At 45.4% G+C, this 22,744-nt stretch carries 15 protein-coding genes; 9 read left to right on the top strand and 6 right to left on the bottom strand.

The window, feature by feature from the left end; genetic code table 11:
• Positions 1 to 64 precede the first annotated feature (64 nt).
• The 4 genes from AC0VYA_RS18370 to AC0VYA_RS18355 form a co-directional block, all read right to left on the bottom strand.
• Positions 65 to 3,046, bottom strand: coding sequence for a TonB-dependent receptor (locus tag AC0VYA_RS18370; protein ID WP_475489230.1), 2,982 nt, complete (start codon positions 3,044 to 3,046; stop codon positions 65 to 67).
• Positions 3,047 to 3,737: 691 nt separating this feature from the next.
• Positions 3,738 to 4,796 (bottom strand): transporter family protein, encoded by a 1,059-nt coding sequence (locus AC0VYA_RS18365; protein ID WP_475489229.1) that lies wholly within the window; start codon positions 4,794 to 4,796, stop codon positions 3,738 to 3,740.
• An 87-nt stretch (positions 4,797 to 4,883) separates the two neighbouring features.
• The gene (locus tag AC0VYA_RS18360) at positions 4,884 to 5,285 is read right to left on the bottom strand and encodes a hypothetical protein (RefSeq protein ID WP_475489228.1); all 402 of its coding nucleotides are present in this window, start codon (positions 5,283 to 5,285) and stop codon (positions 4,884 to 4,886) included.
• A gap of 208 nt (positions 5,286 to 5,493) precedes the next feature.
• Positions 5,494 to 7,749 (bottom strand): TonB-dependent receptor, encoded by a 2,256-nt coding sequence (locus AC0VYA_RS18355; protein ID WP_475489227.1) that lies wholly within the window; start codon positions 7,747 to 7,749, stop codon positions 5,494 to 5,496.
• Positions 7,750 to 8,106: 357 nt separating this feature from the next.
• On the opposite strand from AC0VYA_RS18355, the gene ylqF reads away from it, so the two are divergent.
• The gene (gene ylqF, locus AC0VYA_RS18350) at positions 8,107 to 9,111 is read left to right on the top strand and encodes a ribosome biogenesis GTPase YlqF (protein WP_342881982.1); all 1,005 of its coding nucleotides are present in this window, start codon (positions 8,107 to 8,109) and stop codon (positions 9,109 to 9,111) included.
• A 4-nt stretch (positions 9,112 to 9,115) separates the two neighbouring features.
• Here the strand turns inward: ylqF and AC0VYA_RS18345 are convergent, their stop codons facing one another.
• Complete coding sequence (locus AC0VYA_RS18345; RefSeq protein ID WP_475489226.1) at positions 9,116 to 10,180, bottom strand: Gfo/Idh/MocA family protein; 1,065 nt, start codon at positions 10,178 to 10,180, stop codon at positions 9,116 to 9,118.
• A 241-nt stretch (positions 10,181 to 10,421) separates the two neighbouring features.
• On the opposite strand from AC0VYA_RS18345, the gene AC0VYA_RS18340 reads away from it, so the two are divergent.
• The 5 genes from AC0VYA_RS18340 (at position 10,422) to AC0VYA_RS18320 (ending at position 17,135) form a co-directional block, all read left to right on the top strand.
• The gene (locus tag AC0VYA_RS18340) at positions 10,422 to 10,817 is read left to right on the top strand and encodes a DUF3718 domain-containing protein (RefSeq protein WP_011576358.1); all 396 of its coding nucleotides are present in this window, start codon (positions 10,422 to 10,424) and stop codon (positions 10,815 to 10,817) included.
• 464 nt (positions 10,818 to 11,281) lie between these two features.
• Complete coding sequence (locus AC0VYA_RS18335; protein ID WP_475489225.1) at positions 11,282 to 13,168, top strand: tetratricopeptide repeat-containing diguanylate cyclase; 1,887 nt, start codon at positions 11,282 to 11,284, stop codon at positions 13,166 to 13,168.
• A gap of 19 nt (positions 13,169 to 13,187) precedes the next feature.
• Complete coding sequence (locus AC0VYA_RS18330) at positions 13,188 to 15,545, top strand: DNA polymerase II (protein ID WP_475491094.1); 2,358 nt, start codon at positions 13,188 to 13,190, stop codon at positions 15,543 to 15,545.
• Between the two features lie 53 nt (positions 15,546 to 15,598).
• Positions 15,599 to 15,988, top strand: coding sequence for a response regulator (locus AC0VYA_RS18325; protein ID WP_011576355.1), 390 nt, complete (start codon positions 15,599 to 15,601; stop codon positions 15,986 to 15,988).
• Between the two features lie 19 nt (positions 15,989 to 16,007).
• Positions 16,008 to 17,135: a MalY/PatB family protein gene (locus AC0VYA_RS18320; protein WP_475489224.1), complete on the top strand. Its 1,128-nt coding sequence runs from the start codon at positions 16,008 to 16,010 to the stop codon at positions 17,133 to 17,135.
• 133 nt (positions 17,136 to 17,268) lie between these two features.
• Here the strand turns inward: AC0VYA_RS18320 and AC0VYA_RS18315 are convergent, their stop codons facing one another.
• Positions 17,269 to 19,503, bottom strand: coding sequence for a TonB-dependent receptor (locus AC0VYA_RS18315; RefSeq protein WP_475489223.1), 2,235 nt, complete (start codon positions 19,501 to 19,503; stop codon positions 17,269 to 17,271).
• Between the two features lie 512 nt (positions 19,504 to 20,015).
• Here AC0VYA_RS18315 and AC0VYA_RS18310 point away from each other — a divergent pair.
• The 3 genes from AC0VYA_RS18310 to AC0VYA_RS18300 are packed head-to-tail and all read left to right on the top strand — an operon-like array spanning position 20,016 to position 22,666.
• Positions 20,016 to 20,498, top strand: coding sequence for a MarR family winged helix-turn-helix transcriptional regulator (locus tag AC0VYA_RS18310; RefSeq protein WP_475489222.1), 483 nt, complete (start codon positions 20,016 to 20,018; stop codon positions 20,496 to 20,498).
• Between the two features lie 2 nt (positions 20,499 to 20,500).
• A complete protein-coding gene (locus tag AC0VYA_RS18305; RefSeq protein ID WP_475489221.1) occupies positions 20,501 to 21,565 on the top strand; it encodes an HlyD family secretion protein in 1,065 nt (354 codons plus the stop codon).
• Between the two features lie 9 nt (positions 21,566 to 21,574).
• Positions 21,575 to 22,666, top strand: a complete 1,092-nt coding sequence (locus AC0VYA_RS18300) for a DUF2955 domain-containing protein (protein ID WP_011576350.1) — start codon at positions 21,575 to 21,577, stop codon at positions 22,664 to 22,666.
• Positions 22,667 to 22,744: the final 78 nt, after the last annotated feature.

The raw sequence follows: 22,744 nt of genomic DNA, 5'->3' as shown, positions 1-22,744 counted from the left end.
CTCTATGTTCTTTGTGAGTAATGGGTACTCAGTTACGCGCGATTAACTAACGCATTGAGCCTAATTAGAACTTGGCTCTTACACCCACAGTCATTCGACGATCTGCTTCGCTGTATTGCCAAATGCTACCCAGCTCAGTGACCTGACGAATAGGCTCGCCTGTCAGGTTTACAGCGTTTGCTACTAGCGTTATGTTTTCGTTTACATCGTAACTCGCTGAGAAGTCGAATTGGCCACGCGCATCCCGGTAATTATTGCCCAGTGTTGGGTCGTAGAATTCAGCATTAGGATCCGTTCGGTTATAGATACCCGTTGCCAGGGCGCCTACTGGGCGAACACGTTTTTCGTCTTGAGTATCGAGGTACTCGTCACGCCAGTTGTAAGCTAAGCGCACCTGCCATCCTTCGTATTCCCAATACACTTGAGCATTGACCGTGTTGTTAGAAATATCTAATAGTGGGTTACCATCTGGTTGCTCACTATCGGCGTAAGTGTAGTTGGTGCTAATGCCTAGGCCAGACCATGCCCCTGGTAACGAGCTAAATTGTTGTTGGTAGGCTAATTCAATACCAACGATTTTACCGCTACCGCCATTTACGTCAGTGTTGATAACAACACCGGTTAGGCCTGCATCGCGTTGGCCTTCGACATAAGCAAGGTCTTGATCACTTGAAGCGTAGTTAACATTGGCTTGGCTCACGCCCGCAGTATCGAGCAGACACACGTTGACGTATTCAGTCACGTTTTGTCCTTCAATAGTGTCTGCGCTTGCTTGGCACGAACTGCTGCTAACCGTAAATGATTCTACGTCTTTATAGAAAATAGCCGCCGACATTAAGCCGCCTTGACCAAAGTAATGCTCCGCAGATAAATCGTATTGTGTAACGCGGTAAGGGTCCAATTTATAGGAGCCTTGTGTGCCCGTTACAATCGAATTATCCACGTTTAATGCAGGACTCAGCTCACCAAATTCAGCACGGCGCATCACTTTAGCTGCAGCAAAGCGTAGAATCGTTTCTTCAGTAAGATTGTACGTCGCATTGATGCTGGGTAAGAAGTCTGAATAGTCGTGTTCAGCGGTCTCATTAAATGTGCTCGAGGTTAAATCTGTGGTCACATAACGCGCCCCAATGATTGCGGTTAAACGATCAAAGTCCAAATTGAACTGGGTATATACGGCTTTGGTTTCTTCTTCAATTTTCGCGTAAGAACCTGTGTTGCGAGCCATGTTCTCGTCTAACGTGCCAGTCAACTCTAGGTTACTGCCGGCGAGCATTTGCTTCACTCGGTCATAGGTACCATTAATGTCATACGCTAACGCTGCACCGTCATACACAAAGTAATTGGTTAATGCGTTATTGCCTGAAATACCGGCTTGATCGAATGAGTTTGAGTGGTTAATGGCTTTAAACCCACCGAAGGCATCATTGAAATCACCTATCCAAGTTGGGGTAACAACACCGTCATACGATACGCTGGTTTGTAAGTTTTTAAGCTCACTGCCGTTGTTGCGTAAGTCGTATCTGTCTAGTTCATACTCGCTATCAGTGGTGCGCACACCGGCCTTGATAGAGCGAAGGAAGTCCAAACCGGCAAACGGTTCAATGTATTCCACGTCGAAACGAATAGCGGTTTCTTCGTTGTCCTCTGAGTAGCGTTGATGTGTGAACTGACGAATAGCTAAGTTATCTGGGTCAAGCAGGGCATCTTGGTCTGAAAATGCAAGCCCCGGTACTTGGTCACCGTCTTGGGTCATGGTGATGGTGAATAATTGCTCAGTGATGGTGCCGTCGGCATCATATTGTTCGCGAGAAATAGGGCGCAAGTTAAATTCAGAGTTTCTACGTTTTGCCTCAGACTTTGCGTACGAAATTTCGCCAGATACTTTTATTTGATCCGTTAGCTGAAATTCACCGCCCAATGCATTGGAGATTGATTCATTAGTGGTAAAGTCAGACCAGGTTTTAGGCTGTACAAACACACTGCCTGAACCGAAGTTATGCAGTTGCCCTTGACTGTCGCCGTATGCGTTATCAAGCACTAAATCACCATAGTCTTTACTGTCGTTCAGTACTGAGTAAGCTTCTTGGCCGCCGTCGAGTTCTGTGGTGTTAATGTCTAAATAAATAAAACCATCAGTGTCTTTAGGTGCCCATTGTAAGGACAATCCTAATGCCGTACGTTCACGCTTCTCAGTTTTCTGCTCAACCGTGTTTTGGCTTCTGACAAGGTAATTGCCACTAGCTGTGTTGGCTTGGTCGCTCGTGCCGTCACCATCTAAATCAAGCTCGGTGGGTGTGACGAGGTTGATGAATTCGTCTCGGCGTAACTCGCGATCCTGATATGCCACCACAAACGAAGCACCGAATGTACCTGCATCGCCTAAGTCCCAGTTCATGCCTGCTGCGGCATTGACCATAGGAGCCCAATTCTCAGTTTTGTCAGCATACTCGCCATCTAAAGTGAGAGCGATAAGCGGCTCTTCCAACTCTAAAGGACGCACTGTTGTCATGTTGATTGTGCCGCCTAGCGCGCCTTCAATCATTTCAGGCGTAGGGGACTTAATCACTTCGACGGTTTTTAAGAAGCTAGAAGGAAAGTCGTCTAAGCTAATACCGCCACGTCCACTACCTGAGGTGGAGCGGCCGTTTAATTCAACGCGGTTTTGAGAAATACCACGAATAGTGACAGATTCACCCACACCAAAATCGGTACTTATCGACACACCAGTGATTCTTTGTAGTGCCTCTGCAATGTTGTTGTCAGGTAATTTACCAATATCTTCAGCAACGATGGCGTCGACGATGCGAGAATCAAAGCGCTTTTGTCGTGCTGACTCCGCTAAACTGCCGGCGATACCTTTTACTTGAATCACTTCTAAATCTTCATTGGCTGAGACGTCTTCGCCTTGCGTTTGCGCTGCTAGAGAAGGCGCGATAAGCATAGCCGATAATGCTGTGCCGAAAATCGCAATATTACTGGCGGTTATTCTGGCTTTGTTGAATATGGCACTGACTTGATTGAGTTTCATGGTTGAGCGTTGCATTGTGGTGTCCTTGTCCTGATTGGTATGACCAAAACTGTGTTTTCAGTAAAGCTTGGTTACGTAATTGGTATTCAAAACGGTAAGCGCATTTATATCTCATTAACCGTAGGTTTACAATTATGTATTACCAATTAGTCTAAATTTTGTAATATATGTAGCTAAGTTGTTAGTTATATTGAATATTTATTTTTGTGGCATGCCAAGGGAGATAATCAGAGTGTCTTTTGGCTGAAATTTCATTTTATTTTTTATTCAATTTTTGATTCGTGTGTACCCTTTTAAGTCTATGAATTTAAAAGAGTAATATGTTATTTTCGTTTAGTGTTTTGTGATTCAGAGGGTTGTGATTCTCTTTACTGGTGAGGTGGTTAAGGGAAATCGAGTAGATACCTGCTGCGTTAAATATTTACATTTTGCGGCGGTACGAAGGATGACACTATCAACGAAATTAAGATGCTTTCAACACTTCTACTTATGTCATTGGTAATACAATTGTATTTATTTGGTTAATAGGTTCCTGAGCATGCTGTTCACGCTTAGGGAGAAGGGTATTTAATATAATTCCGTGCAGGAGAGCAGGAGAGCAGGAGTGAAGGGAAGTAAACGGATTAGTTTGAAATAACGGAAACCGCCCAGTAGCTCTCCTACGAGTAAGCGAGCTGCTGGGTTGCTTAAACGTTGCTGGTAAAGGCTAAAACGCTAACTGATAACCGAGTGTAAGCATGTTATCCATGTCCATTTGTACGCCATTGGCGTGATAATTAATGGGTACCTGATATTCCAAACCAATTCTATGCTTGTTCATCAACACGGTATTAACCCCAATGGCGGCTTGTAAATTGTGACCGCCGTAATTAGCTGGATTTGCTGTGGTGACTGGGGCCATAATTTGGTTGTCTTGGCCCTTGATGTCTTCGCTGTGATTGTAAATCAATCGTAGTGACACACTTGTTGATTGGGGCAGTTGATATGCTAGCCAGCTGGACATGTGGTATTTGTCACCCACTGTGTAGCCTTCATCATTACGCTCAAGGGGCGTGGTGGTGAGCACTTGCGCCCCCCAGCTTAATTGCTCGTTTTTACCCGTGTATGTCAGGCCGAACTCGGCTTGATCGCTGCCCGCACCCAGTTGCATAGAATAGGGTAAGCGCATGGTCATTCGCATGTTCATAGGGGTAAGAACATCATCGGTTTCATCCGTCGAGCCGTTTGCGATAACCCAAGCTAAGTTAAAATGCAGGTGGTGATTACCTTCATCATATAGGCGGTAGAGCAGGCCTAGTTTACTGTCAGCCAAACCGGACACCTCAGTGGAAAACTGCCCTAGTGCTGTGTCTCCCATCATGCCCTGAAACGTAGTTAAATCCATGTCACGCTCTATGTAATTGAGCATGGCCATCAAGGTAATGTCATCGTTGGGCGCATACATAAAGCCCAACATATGCATATTGGTGGTCATGTTTTTTGGCACTACGCGCACTGTGGCTGGTGGGGCAAAAGGATTAGCCACGCTGGTGGCAATATCACTGGCTGAAATACTGTTGTTGCCTTGTACCATGTCTGACATATTCATGCGCATAAACCGATAGGAAAACATGAATTCACCTGCAGCATGCATGTGATCCCCCATGACGCCGATGGGCGCATGATCATCTGGGCGCAATGGGTTATGGTTGCTGCCTGAGTCGGCGTAAGCTATAGGGCAAGAAAGTGCTGCAAAACACGCACTTAGAATAGTTATTTTGTTCATGTGTTTACTCTTATTCGCAATAGTTAACGTATGCCATTTGGGCACATTTTATTTTTGATATCTTATTTTTAGTATCGATCGTTGCGTTTAAGAAAAAACAGGGGGAGCGCGGGTACTGGCTAAAGAATATGGATGGGTTTTTACAAAAGAAAGATTAGGTAAAAAAAGACTAGTTTGAATCAGTGGGGCAGCACTAACAACGTTTGTTGCGACAAGCGCTTTATCATTGTGGCAATCGGCTAGGTAGGCAAAAGTACACTTAATTCCGTGGGCATTGTCGGGGGCGTCTTCTGGAGGCTGGATAAATTCTAATGTGCCCGTTTGCTCAAACGTGCTGAGTGAAATCCATTTAAATTGATGACCAGTACAAATCAGCACTGCATCGTCGTTGGCAAACGTTTGGGCTTGATTAACGATGCTATTTGACGCAAATAAAGCACCTGTGGCATTGAACAACAAAGCGCACAACAAAGCGCACAATAGGAACATCTGCGCGAAATGCTTCAGCCAACCCAGCCTCTTGTTGTACTTTATTATGCGAATAAAATTGCCACGTTATGTCCGTTAACTTAGCGTTAGTCTACTGTTTTAAAAAGGGAACTTCTAGCTGTGATGATTGAAATAACAGCAATAAAAAAGGGGCCTTTCGGCCCCTAAAATTGTTGTTTACGTCATTATTCACATAGTGAGTGTTTGATTACATTTCAAATTCTTTCTTGAAACGTAAACCAAACTCACGTCTGTCGTTACTGCGTACAATACCTACAAAACCATTTTGCTGTAAGCGGCCTTGGTCGTAAATTTCATCCGTGACGTTTTCGCCGTAAAGGCTTAATGACCAGTCCCCATTGACCGAGGTGTAGTTGATATCAAAACCAAGAATACTGCGAGAATCGATCGTTTCGTTCGGGTTAAATACTGACTGGCCTTGCATCTCATCACGGAACGAGTAATCCGCTTTAAATGCTAGTGTAGCGCCGCTGTCTAAGTCCATGTAGTAATAAGGCGCTATCATGAGCGTCCATTCTGGTGTTAGGGCGGGTGAATCACCTACGCCAACGCCGTTTACATTTTCGTCTACTTGAGTGATTTCAGCATCTAAGAAACCAACCGCAGCGCGAACAGAGAAGTTATCAGTTACGTCAACCGTGGCTTCAAGCTCGATACCTTTGGCTTCAGATTTACCCGCATTTTCTGTGATGGTCACAAAACCACCACCCGCTGTAGGGTCAGAGAAAGGCAATGCTAAGTCGTCGTATTTAGTGATAAATATAGCGGCAAGCAAAGAGACATTTTCAGCAACCTTACCTTTTAAACCGGTTTCGTAATTGACAGATGTGGTTTCATCAAACTGAACGAACTGGTCAGAACCACCAAATGGACGCGGCGGGAAACCACCTGTTTGATAGCCTTTTTGTACTTGAGCGTATACGTTCAAACCGTTATCAAACTGGTATGCCGCGTTTACATCCCAAGTGACTTCGCTGAATTCGGCACTACGATAGGCGCGCTCAGCAAACGACGGGAACAATGCGTCTGCGTCCTTTTTATCTTTCGAGTAACGTAAACCACCGCCCACGGTCAGCTTTTCTGACACATCATATGAAGCGTTAGCGTAAATCGCGAAAGCGTCTGTTTCTTGATGTAAATCGAAGAAACCATAATCGCCACCGAACCCAGTTGGCGTGCCATCATTATTCAATGCGCCTGGCGTATTGAACGGGCTAAATACCCAAGGGCCTGATGAAGTTGAGCCTTCTTCGTTGAAGAAGTACACACCTGATACAAAGTCGTAGTTATCAAAGGTACCATTCACTTGCAGCTCTACCGAGTACTGATCAGCTTCACCTGTTTCTGGGAATTCAGACAGGTTAAGCGGTGAGGCATCATCATCAAGGCCGCCTTCGTAATCAGAACTGCGGAAGCTCGTGATCAGTTTTGTTGCGTAGTTTTCGTTGATATCCCAATTGGCGGTGATTGACGCGCCCCAACCAGCAGACGCGGTAGACTCAAGGCCAGGTACTGTGGTGCCTAAATCATCGGGATCTGAAGGGATTAAATCAGGCGTTAATAGGGGGAAGTCACCGTTGAAGACATCTGTCGGATCAGGGCTTGGGTCAGTAAATTCGATGGTATACGGCGATTGACCACTTTCGTTGTCGTAGCCATCTACTGCGAACAAAAGCGAGAAATTATTGCTGACGTTCCAGTTAGCTGACAAACGGCCACTGAACTCTTGCTCTTCGCCGATTTCTTTTTCAGGGTTGGCTAAGTTAACAGCCTTGCCTACACCGTCGCGTTTTTTAAATGAGCCACTGGCAGCAATGCTGACATCGTCGTTAATGTCACCATTGATGTATAAATCAGCGGCTACACGACCTAGGGTGCCGACCTTGGCAGCCACACTGGCCATGGACTCATCGCCTGGTTTTTTAGTAATAATGTTAACCGCGCCACCTAGGGTGTTTCGACCATATAATGTGCCTTGTGGGCCACGTAATACTTCAACGCTTGCGATGTTAGGCAGGCTTAGGTTAGCGCCCATTTGACGACCTAAATATACGCCATCAACATACACGCCCACGCCGGGATCGGTAGTGATGATGTGATCCTGCAAGCCAATACCACGAATAAAGATAGATGCGTGGGCAGAGTTACCACCACCATAACGACTGACGTTTAAATTGGGCACGTATTTGCCCACGTCATCTAAGTTACTGATGTTGGCATCTTCCATGAAGCTGTCACTTAAAGATGTGATCGCAGTAGGGGATTCAAACAAGCTTTCTGTACGTTTACGGGCAGTGACTGTGATGTTCTCGAAGTCGTCGTTCGATGCTTGCTCGGTTTCTGTAGTCTGTGCGCTAACATGACCGGCTAATGCTAACGAAATAGCTGCGCCAAGTAAGCTAATGTTGCGTGAACGTGTGTGTGTGTTCTGTTGTGGGCCCAAGGGTGCTCTCCAAGTTGTTCTGACGCGCAGCAAAGCAAGAAGCTAAAGGATTAACTGCTTGGGATGATTACGTCATTAGAATTATGCTTCTTTGTTACTCAGTATCGTGGCTATCATTACCAGCAAATCACATGAGTAAAAAAAGGATATCGAGAAGGGTCTCTTAGGCGAATAGTATAAACTAATGTGCTATTTAAGTTTACGTTTTATTACACTTTTTAAATGACACAGTTTGGTGATTTATCCTTCTGGGGGCTGGCATAAAGGTTTATTTTTTAACACGGGCGCTACTGCATACCTTTGCTGGCTCGGTTAACGTACAATGCATTCTTTGAACACGCGAGAGAGCAGGGTTATATGTCGATTCATTGGTATCCTGGGCACATGCACAAAGCCCAGAAGGAAATAAAAGAATTATTGCCGCAAGTAGATTTACTGATAGAAGTGCTTGATGCGCGAATTCCTTATTCCAGTGAAAATCCAGCCATTGCCGCTATTCGTGGTGATACGCCTTGCATTAAGGTGTTGAGTAAATCTGATTTAGCTGACCCTGATGTAACCGCAATGTGGCAAGCGCATCTTGAACAAGAGCGCGGAGTGAAAACATTCACTACCACTACAGAACAACCGCAAAAAATGAAGCAGATCATCGATTTGTGCCGCAAAATGTTGCCTGAAAAAGACGCCAGCATTAAGACCATTAATACCATGATTTGCGGTATTCCGAACGTGGGCAAGTCTACCCTTATCAATATATTGGCAGAGCGCATCATAGCCAAAACAGGGAATGAACCGGCGGTGACAAAAGCTCAACAAAGGATCAACCTAGGCAGTGGGATTATTCTTTTTGATACGCCAGGTATTTTATGGCCTAAGGTGGAAAACCCGCAAAGCAGTTATCGTTTAGCCACAACCGGTGCAATTAAAGATACTGCGATGGAATATGACGACGTGGGCTTTTTTGCAGCAGATTACTTAATCAAAGCTTACCCAGATTTACTTAAAGAGCGCTACAAACTTGAACATATTCCTGATACGGAAATAGAATTTCTAGAAATGGCCGCAGCTCAGCGCGGCGCATTGCGTGCGGGTGGGCGAGTTAACTTGCATAAGATATGCGAGGTCTTGGTTAACGAATTTCGCTCAGGCAAGTTAGGTCGCATTAGTCTTGAAACCCCTGAAATGATTGTGAAGGAAGAGGCTGAAATGGCCGCTGCTGAAGCAAAGAAAGCAGAAGAAAAAGCCCTGCGTAAAGAGCGTTTTAAAACCGGCTCGCTGACGCGTGATAAAAAAGCCCAGAAAGAGCACCGTATTGAGCGCGTGCAACGGCGCAGCAAAGAGAAGCAAGCGCGCAAAAAATAACGGCTTATCGTACGGCGATCCCTTGCAGAATACTGTGCATTTGATGCTGCAAAGCTAAGCTGGTGGATAAAGGGATTAACTTGGCTTCTTTTTCACCCGCTAAAATACTTTTACTGGCAGCGTCTATTTCAAACTCGAAACCAAAACCAGCTCTTTTGTGCTGAAAATCATCTATTTTTTCATCCAGTTGAAATAAGCTACAACGGTCAGCACGCCAAAAGTCAGGGATTTCGATGTAACCATTTTCACCTATGATGTGCGCTGAATTTTGTAATCTTGCTCTAAAGGAGCAGGCTAATGTAGTGGTAACGTCAGGATATTGCGTGACAATCGTTACATCATCCTCTACCCCGGTTTGAGCCCGCCTGTGGCTATAAATGCTGCATTCGGACTGCTGGCTAATCAAGTGCTGGCTAATAGAGTGCGGGCTAATAGAGTGCTGACGAGTAAACATCTGCGCTATGGCTAAGGTATAAATTCCCATATCCAATAGGCAGCCCCCAGCAAGCGCTGGGTTATACATGCGATCCCCTTCAACATACTTTACCGGGTAACCAAAATCGGCTTTGATGTGAACGATTTTTCCAATGCGTCCCATATCTACCCATTCTTTTGCCTTGATAATAGCGGGCAAAAAATAGCTCCACATGCCTTCCATAAGAAAGCAGTCGTTGTGCCGTGCAATATCGATTAACTGTTGGCATTGCTCAGGTGTAACGGTAATTGGTTTTTCACACAGCACATGTTTGCCGGCACTAAGCGCTGCGCTTGCTTGCTCAAAATGGAAATTATGCGGTGTGGCAATATAGATAGCATCTATGTCTGAGTGTTGGTACAAGGCTTGATAGCCCTGCAACGCATTAGGAATATCATAGTTTTTTGCAAAGTGCTGGGCATCTTTAAGGTTACGAGAAGCGACAGCGGTTAACGCAGCCAATTGTGTATGCTGAATGTCTTTACAAAATGTTTGGGCAATACGTCCTGCGCCTAAAACGCCCCAGCGGATTTTTTTGTTTTTTCGTAGCGCTTGTATACTTGGGCCTTTCTCTGTCAGTTTTTGCTCTCTCATTGCAAACTCATCTTCATCTTCATCTTCAATAAGCCGTAAATTTACTCCCTAAGAGAACGCTTTGCATTTGCGATTTTTTAAATTACCCAAATCTAAATAGACAGAAAACGAAATTTGACCCGTTATAAGGTATTAGTTGGCATACCTAAGTATCGCCTTATAGATTTTACCATTGGCGAGATTGGGTTTTAATTGCCTCAACGAAACGAAATAACCCATTGAACCAACCGAGGAATTGACCATGTTGAAAATAGTTAAAACTTCTATCGCTATCGCCGCCACTTCATTATTTATGTCGGGTGCAGCACAAGCTGACGTAGCAGAAGCATTACAGAATATTTGTACCATAGTAAAAGCAGACGACAAAGGTGAGCTTCGTAAGAAAATGAAGCGTGTACAGTCTGACTATCGTTTGAAATTGCAAGATTATTACTCAGGTATTTCTTGTGGTGGCAACAGCTTAATTCGCACCGCCATGTTAAGTGATGCGGTTGAAGCTGGCACCTTATTAGTAAAGAAAATGCCTAAAAGTGAATTATCTACCCCTGAGCAAGACGGCAAAACCGTTATCGCCTGGGCATCTGAAAATGGTTTGAATGCTTCACCTATTATGAGTGTGCTTAACGACCGCATCTAATTTTTATCACTGTTATCGTCACACTTAGGCGAACAGCGGTATCGATTTCAACATGGTAAGCAAGTAGCGCTACTTGCTCCTTAAGAAATAGCCCCTTTTGGGGCTATTTTTTTATCTGTCTTTATCTCCTTCCACGTTAATAAATCATGACTTAGCAAGAGTCTAAAAGGGGGGGGATATCCGATATCAGCTATTCAAGTGACGTTGAGTTACTCAGTGTGATCTTTATTCAACGGCCGGATGAAATTAACTCGTTCTTGGTAAATATACACTCACACTTATCAAATATGATTTGCACAGAGCATTTAGCACCAGCTAACTCAAGGGAAAGTAATCACTCACAATTTCACGAACTTATTCGAAAAAATAGGGTCTGCTTAATTATATTTGTACCTAGTCTTTCAGATAATTTATATGCTATTTTGAGGTGATATTTTTGGGGCTCAGCTTATAGAGGATAGCGATTGATCAAGGTTATATGGATTTGTACTGTATTGATTTTTTGGGTGCCGGTGAAAGCGTTTGCGGCCCAAGCTGTGGTGTATAGCTTTTCAGATGAATACCAATCCCTCACGTCAAGATTAACCACCGAGCCTCAACAAGTCTTAACACAGTTAATAAACTCAGCGCCGCAACATGACGCAAGTAACGTGGTTAAAGCTGAGTACTATGCCATTTTAAGTGACACTTACTATGCGCTAACGTATCCGCAAAAAGCAATCGAGAGCGCGCAACAAGGCCTGAGTTTTATCACCGAAGAATCAGAACCTTGGTTGTACCATAATTTGAAATTGATCGAAGCGACAGCGATAGAGATGGCGGGTGAGCCCATTGATGCGTTGTTGGCTGTCAATAAAGCGGTGGCGTGGGCAAAAGATAACCACAGCGAAGCAACATATATACTCGGTTTATATGTTAGAGGCTTGTTATTTACCTCGTTAAATGAGTATAGCGGGGCTGCAGAGAACTTCTTAGAAGCCTACAGTTTGTCTACCCAATATACCGGTAAAATTTCCAAGGCTAATATTGCCGGCATGATTGGGGTTATGTACGAAAATCGCGGTGATTATAAACTGGCGATCCCTTATTACGCCGAAGCTGTTGCCCACGCGCGTAAAAATAACGAACCCCTGAATTTAAGCATCGTATTGTTTGGTCTCGGCTCAGCTAATTTTCGCGCAGGTAATATTGATTTAGGCGAAACGCAACTTATTGAATCCGCGGATATTGCACGCTCATTGGATGACTCCCAAGGGGTTGGGTATGCGCTCAAGCAGTTAGCAAAAATCAGTATAAAGAAACAAGACTACGCATTGGCCGAAAAGCGTTTGAAAAGAGCGGCAGACATTTTTGCTGAGAGCGAAAATAGACCGATAGATTTTCAGATTTCAAAAAGTTTGTTTGAAGTGGCTTTAGCGACAGGGGAACTCGAAAAAGCCGAGCAACATCGTGATAGCGCAAAAGAATATTTAAATCCTGCCACCATGCCTAGCGACACCATAGAGATAGAGCAACTCGAAGCTGAGTTAGCAGCTGCCCAGGGGGATCTAGCCGCGGCTTATGCACACATGCAGCACGCCCTAACCTTGAGTAGTGAATATCATGCGACCAGAAACTCTGAACAACTTCATCGTTTGCGAGCCATTTATCGCGTGCGCGCCTCAGAACAGGAGAACAAGATACTAGAGCATCAAAATCGTTTGCAGCGTTTTGCGCTTAGTGCTCAAGAGCAGCGCAATATTTATTTGTGGGCGTTTCTGGGTATTGTGTTGGTAGTGTGTTGTTTATTAGCTGTGATGGTTTATCGGGTCAAGGCGCAAAGTAGGGCACTTACAAAACTTGCGATCACAGATGATCTAACCGGCTTGTACAACAGGCGTCACATTATCGAGCAGCTTGAGCGACAAGTACATGCAGCGAACCGCTACAAGTATGATTTGTGTGTCGCGATTATCGATTTAGATTTCTTCAAGAAGATCAACGACAGCTATGGCCACGCAGTGGGCGATCGTGTGTTAATTGAATTCAGTGATATATGCAGTAAAAACCTACGGCAGTCCGATATTATCGGGCGTATTGGCGGCGAAGAATTTTTGGTCATTTTACCGCACACCAATTTGCAAGACGGGTATAATGCACTAGACGGTTTACGCCATAAAATATCTATGGTGAATAATGTGGTTGATATCAAAGATTTATCCATCAGTGCTTCAATTGGTTTGACCTTCAATACCGATAGCCGAGAGAGCATGCAATTAATGGCCGATGCCGATACCGCACTTTATCAAGCCAAAACCCAAGGACGCGATCAGGTCGTGATCCATCCACAGAGCACGCCAGTTAATTCGTAAGCAGGTTCACCAATCAATGATGGGAAACACTAATCGAGGATTTATTCTTACCTCGGATCAGCGCGATATTGGCGCAAAGACCTGTCTTGAATTTTGGTTGTTGAGCGACAAGGGGCCAATCAAAGTCACTACTGAGGCTCAGCAGTCGGTTTTCTTTATCAGTCAGCAAGATACACAGAAAGTATCCGATATTCTGGCCTCAAGTGAAATCTGCTTTACCCTTAAAGCCTTGCCCTTAAAGCGTTTTGACCAACAGTTGGTCAGTGCAATTTACTTTGCTAGAACGAAGCAAGCTTATGCCGCTAAAGAGCGTTTAAGAGTGCACGAGGTGGCGTTTTACGAAGCCGATATACGCTTAGCTGACAGATATTTAATGGAGCGCTTTATCTATGCAAGCGCCGATATCAGTGGTGTTCAACAAGGAACATCGCCTTATGTCACGTATACTCAAAGCCACTTAAAACCGGCCCAGTACACCCCCTCTTTTTCAGTGCTCTCAATTGATATTGAGTGCAGCGAGAAAGGGGAGCTGTATTCAATTGGCCTAGCGCAGAGTCACTACCAAACAGTATTTATGATTGGCGAAGCCGAAGAAGGCCCAAAGTGGTTGCAATGGGTTGATAATGAAGTGGCGCTCATTCGCTCTTTTATTGCTGAGGTTAATCGTATTGACCCAGACATTATCATTGGCTGGAATGTGGTTAATTTTGATTTTAGGCTGCTTATTGAGCGGGCCCAGTTGTATAGGCTAAAGCTTACATTAGGCCGAGGTGGCGAAGCCGTTTATTGGCGCGACGCCCCAAATGAAGTGAATCAAGGCTATATCAGCATGCCTGGCCGGGTGGTGGTAGACGGTATAGATGCGCTTAAAACCGCAACGTATCAATTTAGCAGTTTCAGCTTGGAGTTTGTTGCCCAAACGCTGTTGGGTAAAGGCAAACTCACGGATGACGTTGATGACAGGCTAGCCAAAATTAAGCACGACTTTTTATATAACAAAGTCAAACTAGCTGAATATAATCTGCAAGACTGCCAACTCGTACTAGAGATTTTTGAGCATACAAAAATGTTGGACTTTCTGACATTGCGCAGTCAATTAACGGGCCTTGAATTAAATCGCGTGGGTGGCTCTGTAGCCGCTTTTGTTAATCTGTACTTACCAAAACTGCATCGCGCTGGGTATATATCGCCGAACCGCCCTATTGACGGCGGCTTAGCCAGCCCAGGTGGATATGTCATGACCTCACAGCCGGGTCTGTATCGAAATGTACTGGTGCTCGATTTTAAGAGCTTGTACCCGTCAATTATTCGCACATTTAAGATAGACCCCCTTGGTTTGGTAGAAGGCCTGCGGCATCCGGAGGCCGGCATACAAGGGTTTAAAAACGCTGTTTTCTCTCGAGAGCAGCACTTCTTACCTGACATCATCACCTCTTTATGGCAACAAAGGGATACGGCCAAACGCGATCAAGATGCGGCGCGCTCTCAAGCGATTAAAATACTAATGAACTCGTTTTATGGGGTGCTTGGCTCAGGCGGCTGCCCCTTTTACGACACGCGTTTGGCCAGTTCAATCACCTTGCGCGGTCATGAAATCATGCAAACTACAGCCACTTGGGTTGAAAGCATGGGCTATAAGGTAATTTATGGCGATACCGATTCCATTTTCGTTTGGTTGGGTGATGATATTACCGCTGATGAAGGGCATGACATCGGGCAGCAATTGCAGGGTGAAATTAATCAGCGCTGGACTCAATCCATCACCGAACAACATCAATTACAGAGTTATTTGGAAATTGAATTTGAAACCCAGTTTGAGCGCTTTCTTATGCCAACGATACGTGGCTCTGAGCTGGGTAGTAAGAAGCGTTATGCTGGCCTGAAGCGGCAAATAGGAGGGCAAGCTGAACTTGTCTTCAAAGGGTTAGAGTCGGTACGTTCTGACTGGACGCCTATGGCGAAGTCGTTCCAATTGGCTCTGTACGAGCGGGTATTTGCCGATCAAGACGTGAAAGACTATGTGCTGCGCGTCGTAGAGCAAACACGAAATGGTGAATTGGATGAACAACTGGTATATCGCAAGAGGATCAGGCGTCCCTTGGTGCAGTATATTAAAAATGTCCCGCCTCACGTCAAGGCCGCGCGCCTAGCAGACGAACAGAATCAACATCTGGGCAAACCTCTGCGCTATCAACATAAAGGGCAAATTGCTTATGTGATTACCTTAAACGGCGCGCAGCCTGTTGAGTATCAAAACAGTGCGTTAGATTACGAGCATTATATTGATAAACAAATACGACCTATTGCTGAGAGTATTTTGCCCTTTATCGGGCTATCTTTTACTGAGATAACCAGTGCTCAATTGGGTTTATTTTAGTAAGCTAAGCGACTCACCTTGGTTTCAGTTGTAGTCAATTTTAAGGAGAAAATGTGCACGATGTAAATGTAATGATAATTGATGATGATGATATTACGCTAACATTGCTTGAGCACATTGTGGAGGAATTGGTCAGTGGTGAAATACTCGCTTTTTCAAGCAGTATTAAAGCCCATGCTTTTTTATTGACCGAAGATGCACAACGTATCAACTTAGTGATTTGTGACTGGCAAATGCCCAGTGTCAGCGGTATTAAAATACTAGAAACCTTGCGTGTGAAGTTGGAAAATTGCCCATTTTTGATGGTAACGGCAATGCCTACCCGAGATTTAGTAATGAGCGCCAAACGCCTTGGTGTGACAGATTTCATCGCTAAGCCCTTCAGTTCTGATGAGCTTACTCAGAAGCTTTCAACACTACTTGAGAAAATTAGTCCAGCTTAAAGAAGAGATGTATTGAATTATGCAGTTTGACAAAATTATTGATAGAACCCCCTCAAATGCCTACAAATGGGAACGCTACAAAGGTCGAGATATTCTCCCTATGTGGATTGCCGACACAGAATTTCGCTGTGCAGAGCCTATTCTTGATGCATTAAAAGCCCGTGCTGAACATGGATTACTTGGCTACACCTTGCCTAATCACGCGGCTGGCGCAATTCAAGCTGTGGTTGATTGGATGGCCAAGCAATATGATTGGAAAATTGAGCCTCAGTGGCTGGTATGGACTCCAGGGGTCGTGCCTGGCTTTAACATGGCGTGCCAAGCTTTCTGCCAACCCGGCGACAAGGTTATTGTGCAAACTCCAAATTACCCACCTATGTTAGCGGCCCCAAAACTGAATGGATTAGCGCGTGCTGATGTACCCACGGTGGAAGTGGACGGTAAGTGGATGCTTGATTTTGACGTGCTAGAGCAGCACGCTAAAGATCCAAAATGCACCTTATTTATTTTGTGCAACCCAATGAATCCAGTAGGCAGTGTGTTAGACGAGGCTCAACTTACCCGCGTGGCAGAGATATGCTCGGCTAACAATGTAATGCTATGTTCTGATGAAATTCACTGCGATCTGATTCTTGATAAAGACACGAAGCATATTCCTGTAGGTAAGCTCGCCAGCGCAGAAAATAACTCAGTCACCCTAATGGCAGCCAGTAAAACCTTTAACGTTGCAGGTTTGGGTACGTCATTTGCGATTATTCCTGATGCTAAAGTGCGTCAGCGTTTTACTCAAGCGGGGCAAGGTTTAGTGCCTTGGGTGAACGTAATGGGCCTAGCGGCGACAGAAGCGGCGTTTACTCAATGTGATGATTGGTTGGCTGCCCAGTTAGATTACTTACGCGCTAATCGTGACTACTTAGTGGAGCAAATTAACCAAATCGACGGCTTACGCGTTATTGCCCCACAAGCGACTTTTCTCGCTTGGATCGACGCTAGCGGCTTAGGCGTGGAAAATCCTCAAACATATTTTGAAGAAAAAGGTGTCGGGCCATCACCCGGTATCGATTTTGGAGATAAACAGTTTGTGCGCATAAATTTCGGTTGCCCCCGTTCACAACTAGAGCAAGCGATTAACTGTCTTAAAGCCTAACCTTCTCTTAAAAGAAATACGAAAAAGGCGCTAAACCCGTGCAGGTTTAGCGCCTTTTTTATTGGATTAATACCCATTCCAATAAATTTTCGCTGAGTGGCTAATTATTTAATGGCGTTGGTATAAGACCCGCTTAGAAGTTAACTCGTGCCCCTAGCACGAAAGAGCGGCCTGGTAGTGGTGCTACATCTTTTAAGAAAGAAGAATGCACCCGTGCAACCCTGTCAGTCAGGTTATTGCCTTTAACAAACAAGGTCACATCTGAATCAGCCACTGTGGTGTAGTAATTCATCGAGGCTGACACCAAGGTGTAACCCTCAGTTTGGGTTTCATACGATGCAAAATGACTCTGTTTGGCATAATGAGTCGCTCCTAGCTCCGCATGCCAATCGTCGGTTTCCCAATGAAACTCCATCCCTAGGCGCATTGCAGGTATGCGCGGTACGTTACGGTTACCTTCTTCGCTGGCGGCTTCATCTAACTTGGCGCGAGTGTAATCGGCAAAGCTCTCGATTCGCAGGTTATCATTTAAGTGCCAGTCTAGCTGGGCTTCAAAACCATATAAAACCGCGTCTTGCTGACGGAAGATAAACACTGGCGTAACCTCTTCTTCATGATCGTGCTCATCTTCTAATTCTTCTTCTTCGTCGTGTCCGTGCAGTTGTTCACTGTCTAGCCCCGTGTCTTGCTCATACAGGTAATTAGCGATGTCGTTGTAGAAAAAGCTTACATCAGCCGTGATCGTATCCCCGTGATAGCGGTAACTTAAGTCGACGTTGTTTGATACTTCGTTCTCAACACTTCTGGTGGATTGGACTAATTCATAGCCGTCTTCGTCCAATTCAATATCAAACCCCGCACCGACTTCAAAGGTACCCGTGCTGATATGAAGGCCGTTAGAAAATATTTCGGACGCTGAAGGTGCACGCTCAGAGCGGGCATAGTTGAAGGCCAATGAGCTTCTATCATTCAAGGTGTACACGACACCCGCTGAGAAACTATTAGCGTTAAAAGACCCATCAGAGAAGTTGATCTCGCCGTGCTCTTCTTCGTGTTCCTCTTCCTCTTCGTGATGTTCTTCTTCAGCGAAAAAGGTATTATCTGGCTGATGTTTGGTATGCTCGAAGCGTGCCCCGAGTTGCCATAAGAACGCGCCTGTTTGCTTCTCTTCTAATATAAATAGCGCAGTAGAGGTGGTTTTGGTACTGGGTGTGAATGCCTCATCCCCCAGAGCAGAAAAGTCAGATGAGGTGTAATGAATACCTACCACGCCTTCCCATCCACTTAGTGGTGCATGCTTTGCCCATAAACGAGACTCTTTTGCTTCATTGCTGAACGTGGTACCCACTGCGCCATCTTCAATTTCACTGTGCTCATAATCTGTATATGCATTGAGCCAATGTACCTGAGTAAATGGCCCGTCAATGTTTTGCCAATCGACTCTAGATTGATACCGGTTTTGCTTTAAGCGTGCAAATACGCTTTCTTCTTCATGCTCATCAGCATGCTCGTCGTCATGATCGTCCTCATCATGGTCTTCTTCGTCGTGCTCGTCTTCCTCATGTGCATGCTCATGACCCGGTATGCCATATTCGTTATCCAAACGGGCATATGAAAAGGCTACATTGACGTCGTCACCTATCCAGCCAATACCCAAGGTGCCACCAGTGGCATCAATGGCTGAGTTTTCTAATTTACCTATGCTGTCAGAATCTGCATCACTGGCTTCATTAGGGATGTCGTAGTCATCGCTGTCACGGGTAAAACCGTCAGCATGAAAAGCAAAATTGCCCATGCCACCGTTGATATCACCTGACAACATCTTTTCGTTCGACACGGTATCGTAAGATGTGGCCACTTCACCGTTAATGTCTTCTTGACGCTCGCGAGGTAAACGATTATCTACCACGTTGACCACGCCGCCAATTGCACCACTGCCATAAAGTAAGGTGGCAGGGCCACGCAATACTTCAATTTGAGTGGCCGTTGAGGCCTCAACCGTGGTGACATGATCAGGACCGACGCGAGACGCATCAGAAGCGTCTAATCCATTTTGCAATACTTTAACTCGTGGACCATCTAAACCGCGAATAATTGGGCTACTGGCGACAGGACCAAAGTAGGTACTGTTCACGCCGGGCAGACCTTTGAGGGTTTCACCTAACGTAGCCGCTTGAGAATTATCTAATGCTTCGCCGCCTAAAATCGTTACAGGGGTAGCGGATTCAAGCACTGAACGGCCAATGGGGTTGGCAGTGATAACTAAGGTCTCAATACTTTGTTCATCTTTTTGGATTGGTTTTTCTGCGGCATAAACGCCTGCACTGATAAGCGCGCTGCATAACGCGGATAGTTTTAACACTGACATTTGAGGACCTTACTGCATCTTATAATTAACTGGTGATGTTATAATATAACACCAGAAAAGGCGGTTTCCGTCAATTATTTATTCAGTTTTTTACGCTTGGCAATAATAGGTGTGAGTTTCTGGGTGTTTTTAGACCCGAAAATCCTAAATTAATGACTCGTTTTGCATTCAGATATTCCCTGCTGCCTACGCAGTAGCATTGACACTGGGTTCTATTCCATCCAAGCCGTTTATTTTCTTTACTCCCGCTATTCTTCCTCATCCAAAGTGTGCGCTAGGCGCCTACGCATTTCGAGCGTGGGCACAACGACTATCGTTGATTTAGTGATGGCGTCCGTCACTGCTCATTCTCAGAGCCGTTATTTAGCAGGATGATGTAAAGCACTATGTGTTAAATGTTTCAAATTATTAGTTAGCTTGCTAAGTAATTTTTAGCCTCTATAATGCTTAGCATGCTAAGTAAATAGTCTGCATTCCCTTGATAAAGAAGGCAGAAGAAATGTGAGGTCGAAATGGCGGGTGAAAAGAGTGAATACAGAAAGCTTAGTAATCCAGCTTTGGGTTGGTTGTTAGGGCGTGTATTTCGCCTGTGGCGAAGTGCTATATCCCATTCGGTTAGGCCAATGGGAATGACCGAAGCGCGCTGGTCGGTGATGATGACTTTAAGAAACCTAGGCGAGGGCGTATCTCAACATACGCTGGCGAGTGAGCTTGGAATCGAACTGCCGTCTCTAAATCGCACAGTGAACCAGCTAGTGGAACGCAATCTGGTTGAGCGACGTGCGCATCCGAGTGATAAGCGCTGCAAATGTTTGTGGTTTACTGACGCGGGTAATGAACAACTGCAAACACTGGAAAGTTGCGTAGGGAAAGTGCGCAGTCAGTTAACCGACGGGATCACCGAGGAAGAGCTTGATAGCATGTTTAATGTATTGAAAAAAATTGAAAGTAATGCCTGTGCTTTGCTGGATAAGCCAACAGAGGGAGGACAATAACCATGGCACCTGATCAAATGTTTAAGCGTTGGGTACACATTGCTCTTGCTGTGTTTGCTTTGTCGTTTGCCTACTTTTTAGCGGCAGATTTATGGATGCCCGTTAGCACTCAGGCTAGGGTGCTACACCCTGTGGTGAATATTTCTTCCAAGGTTAGCGGGCAGGTTAGTGATGTGTTGGTTGAAAATAATCAGCTAGTCGAAGCCGATCAGGTGTTATTTAGTCTAGATAAACGTCCTTACGAAATTGCGGTGGACAAGGCTAAATTGGCGGTTGAAAGCGCCAGCCAAACTAATCTACAACTTGACGCATCTATTGCTGCAGCTGAGGCACAGGCTTTAGCGTCAAAGGCCGACGTGGAAGAGCTGAAGCAGGAAGTAGAGCGTGTGGAAAGCTTGATTAAATCCAACACGGTTTCACGTCAGCTATACGACCAAACCAAGGCCAACTACCGGGTTGCACAAGCCCAAGTTGAGGCTGCGCAGGCAGACGTCGTCAAGTATCGCGCTCAACGGGGTAAAGATGGCCATGACAACTTATTGCTTCGCCAAGCCGAAAATACGCTGCAAAATGCGCAATTGCAGCTAAATTACGCCGATGTGCGCTCACAAGTAACAGGGCGGGTGACAAACCTACAATTGCAACCTGGAAATTACGCTCAAGCCGGCTCAAGTGTTGCCGCAGTCGTGGTCGAGAAAGGTGACATTGTCGCTGATTTTAGAGAAAAATCGTTAAGCCATGTGCAAATTGGCGATCTCGCCTCCATTGTATTTGATGCTCACCCTGGGCGTGTTTTTGACGGCCAAGTATCAGCTATTGATGCCGGGGTAAAAGACGGTCAGATAAGCGCTGATGGCTCATTGGCTAATCCTGAAAACTCAGATCGTTGGGTACGTGACGCCCAATACATGCGCACGCATATTACGTTACTTGAAGCGCCTGAGCTGCTGAAGTCATTGCCCTCTGGGGCTCGGGCGACCGTACAGCTTCATCCTGTGGGTGGCTTAGCCAGTTGGTTAGGAGCAGTGCAAGCCCACGTGATCAGCATCATTCACTACATATACTAGGTTGAACTGATGTCCAAATCGTTACTGAGATTACCGTTTATTCGTAAAGGGAGCGTCAGTAGGCCTGCGCACCGAGCGTTGACGGCCAACGAGGTGCGCCAATGTTTGCGCGTGGCTTTTGGCGCGACACTTGGCTTTACCATCAGCAAAATAATGGGCTGGAATTACGGTACGTTTTTTACGGTGTATCCCATGCTGCTTCTGGGTTTAGTACCGATTTTAAACAGTCACATTATTCGCCAGTTTCTGGCAAATGCCGTCTTGGTCACTACCTTTGTATTTGTGGTGCAAGGTATGTTTGGCGATCAACCTATTCCCATGACGATTACGGTGGTGATGATCTTCGCTTTTATGTTTCGCTGTATGTCTAACGGGGCAAATTTTTTGTTTGGCGCCGTGGGCATGGTGGGCTTATCAATGCAGCTACACTTCGCCAGTTACAGCAGTGCATCGGTAAGCGATTTGGTGATGTCGAATGTGGCCGCCACAGTGCTCACTGTATTCGTCGCCATGTTAATGCATTTACTGATCCCTGATGTAGAGGCCAGACCAAAGCCCCCAGTGATAAACAAACCTGACAGCAACCGCCGACATGAGGTTATTTTAGCCACTACCGTGGCGACGTTATCCTACATCGTGTTTCAAGTGCTGGATTTACAAGGCTCGCTATCGGCTCAGGTGTCATCTGTGTTGATTCTGTTTCCGTTAAATTGGCATGGGGCAGGACGCGCAGCGGTAAATCGCGCGATAGGCACATTGGTGGGCTGTAACATTGGTTTGGCTTGGCAGTTTATTTTGCTCGACCATAGTGGGATCTTGTGGTTTGTGAGTATCGCCCTGTGGATCAGTGTGATGCTGTTTGCTCGCTATCATATGTTAGAAGGCGGCGGCTCGGGTGCAGGCTTTGGCGCGATGACGACCATGGGAATATTGTTCGGCCAGTATTTATCGCCTCAACAAGACCTGGTATACAATGCCCTTTATCGTTTTACCTCTGTCACCGTGTCGGTGGTATTAACGCTTCTAGCTGTGTATGGCATGCATAGGTTACTGAATAAATTCGCTAATACGCGCTTTATTCTAGATAGCGGGTCTACATAAGCACCTAACATCGGTAGTAAAAAAAACAGCAAAAAAAAGAGACCCTAGGGTCTCTTTTTTAGTGGTATTTGCAAATAC

Source organism: Paraglaciecola sp. QJM3NY_14, from assembly GCF_056173245.1.
The sequence above is the reverse complement of the archived record's forward strand: the minus strand, read 5'-3'. Positions and strand labels throughout refer to the sequence as shown.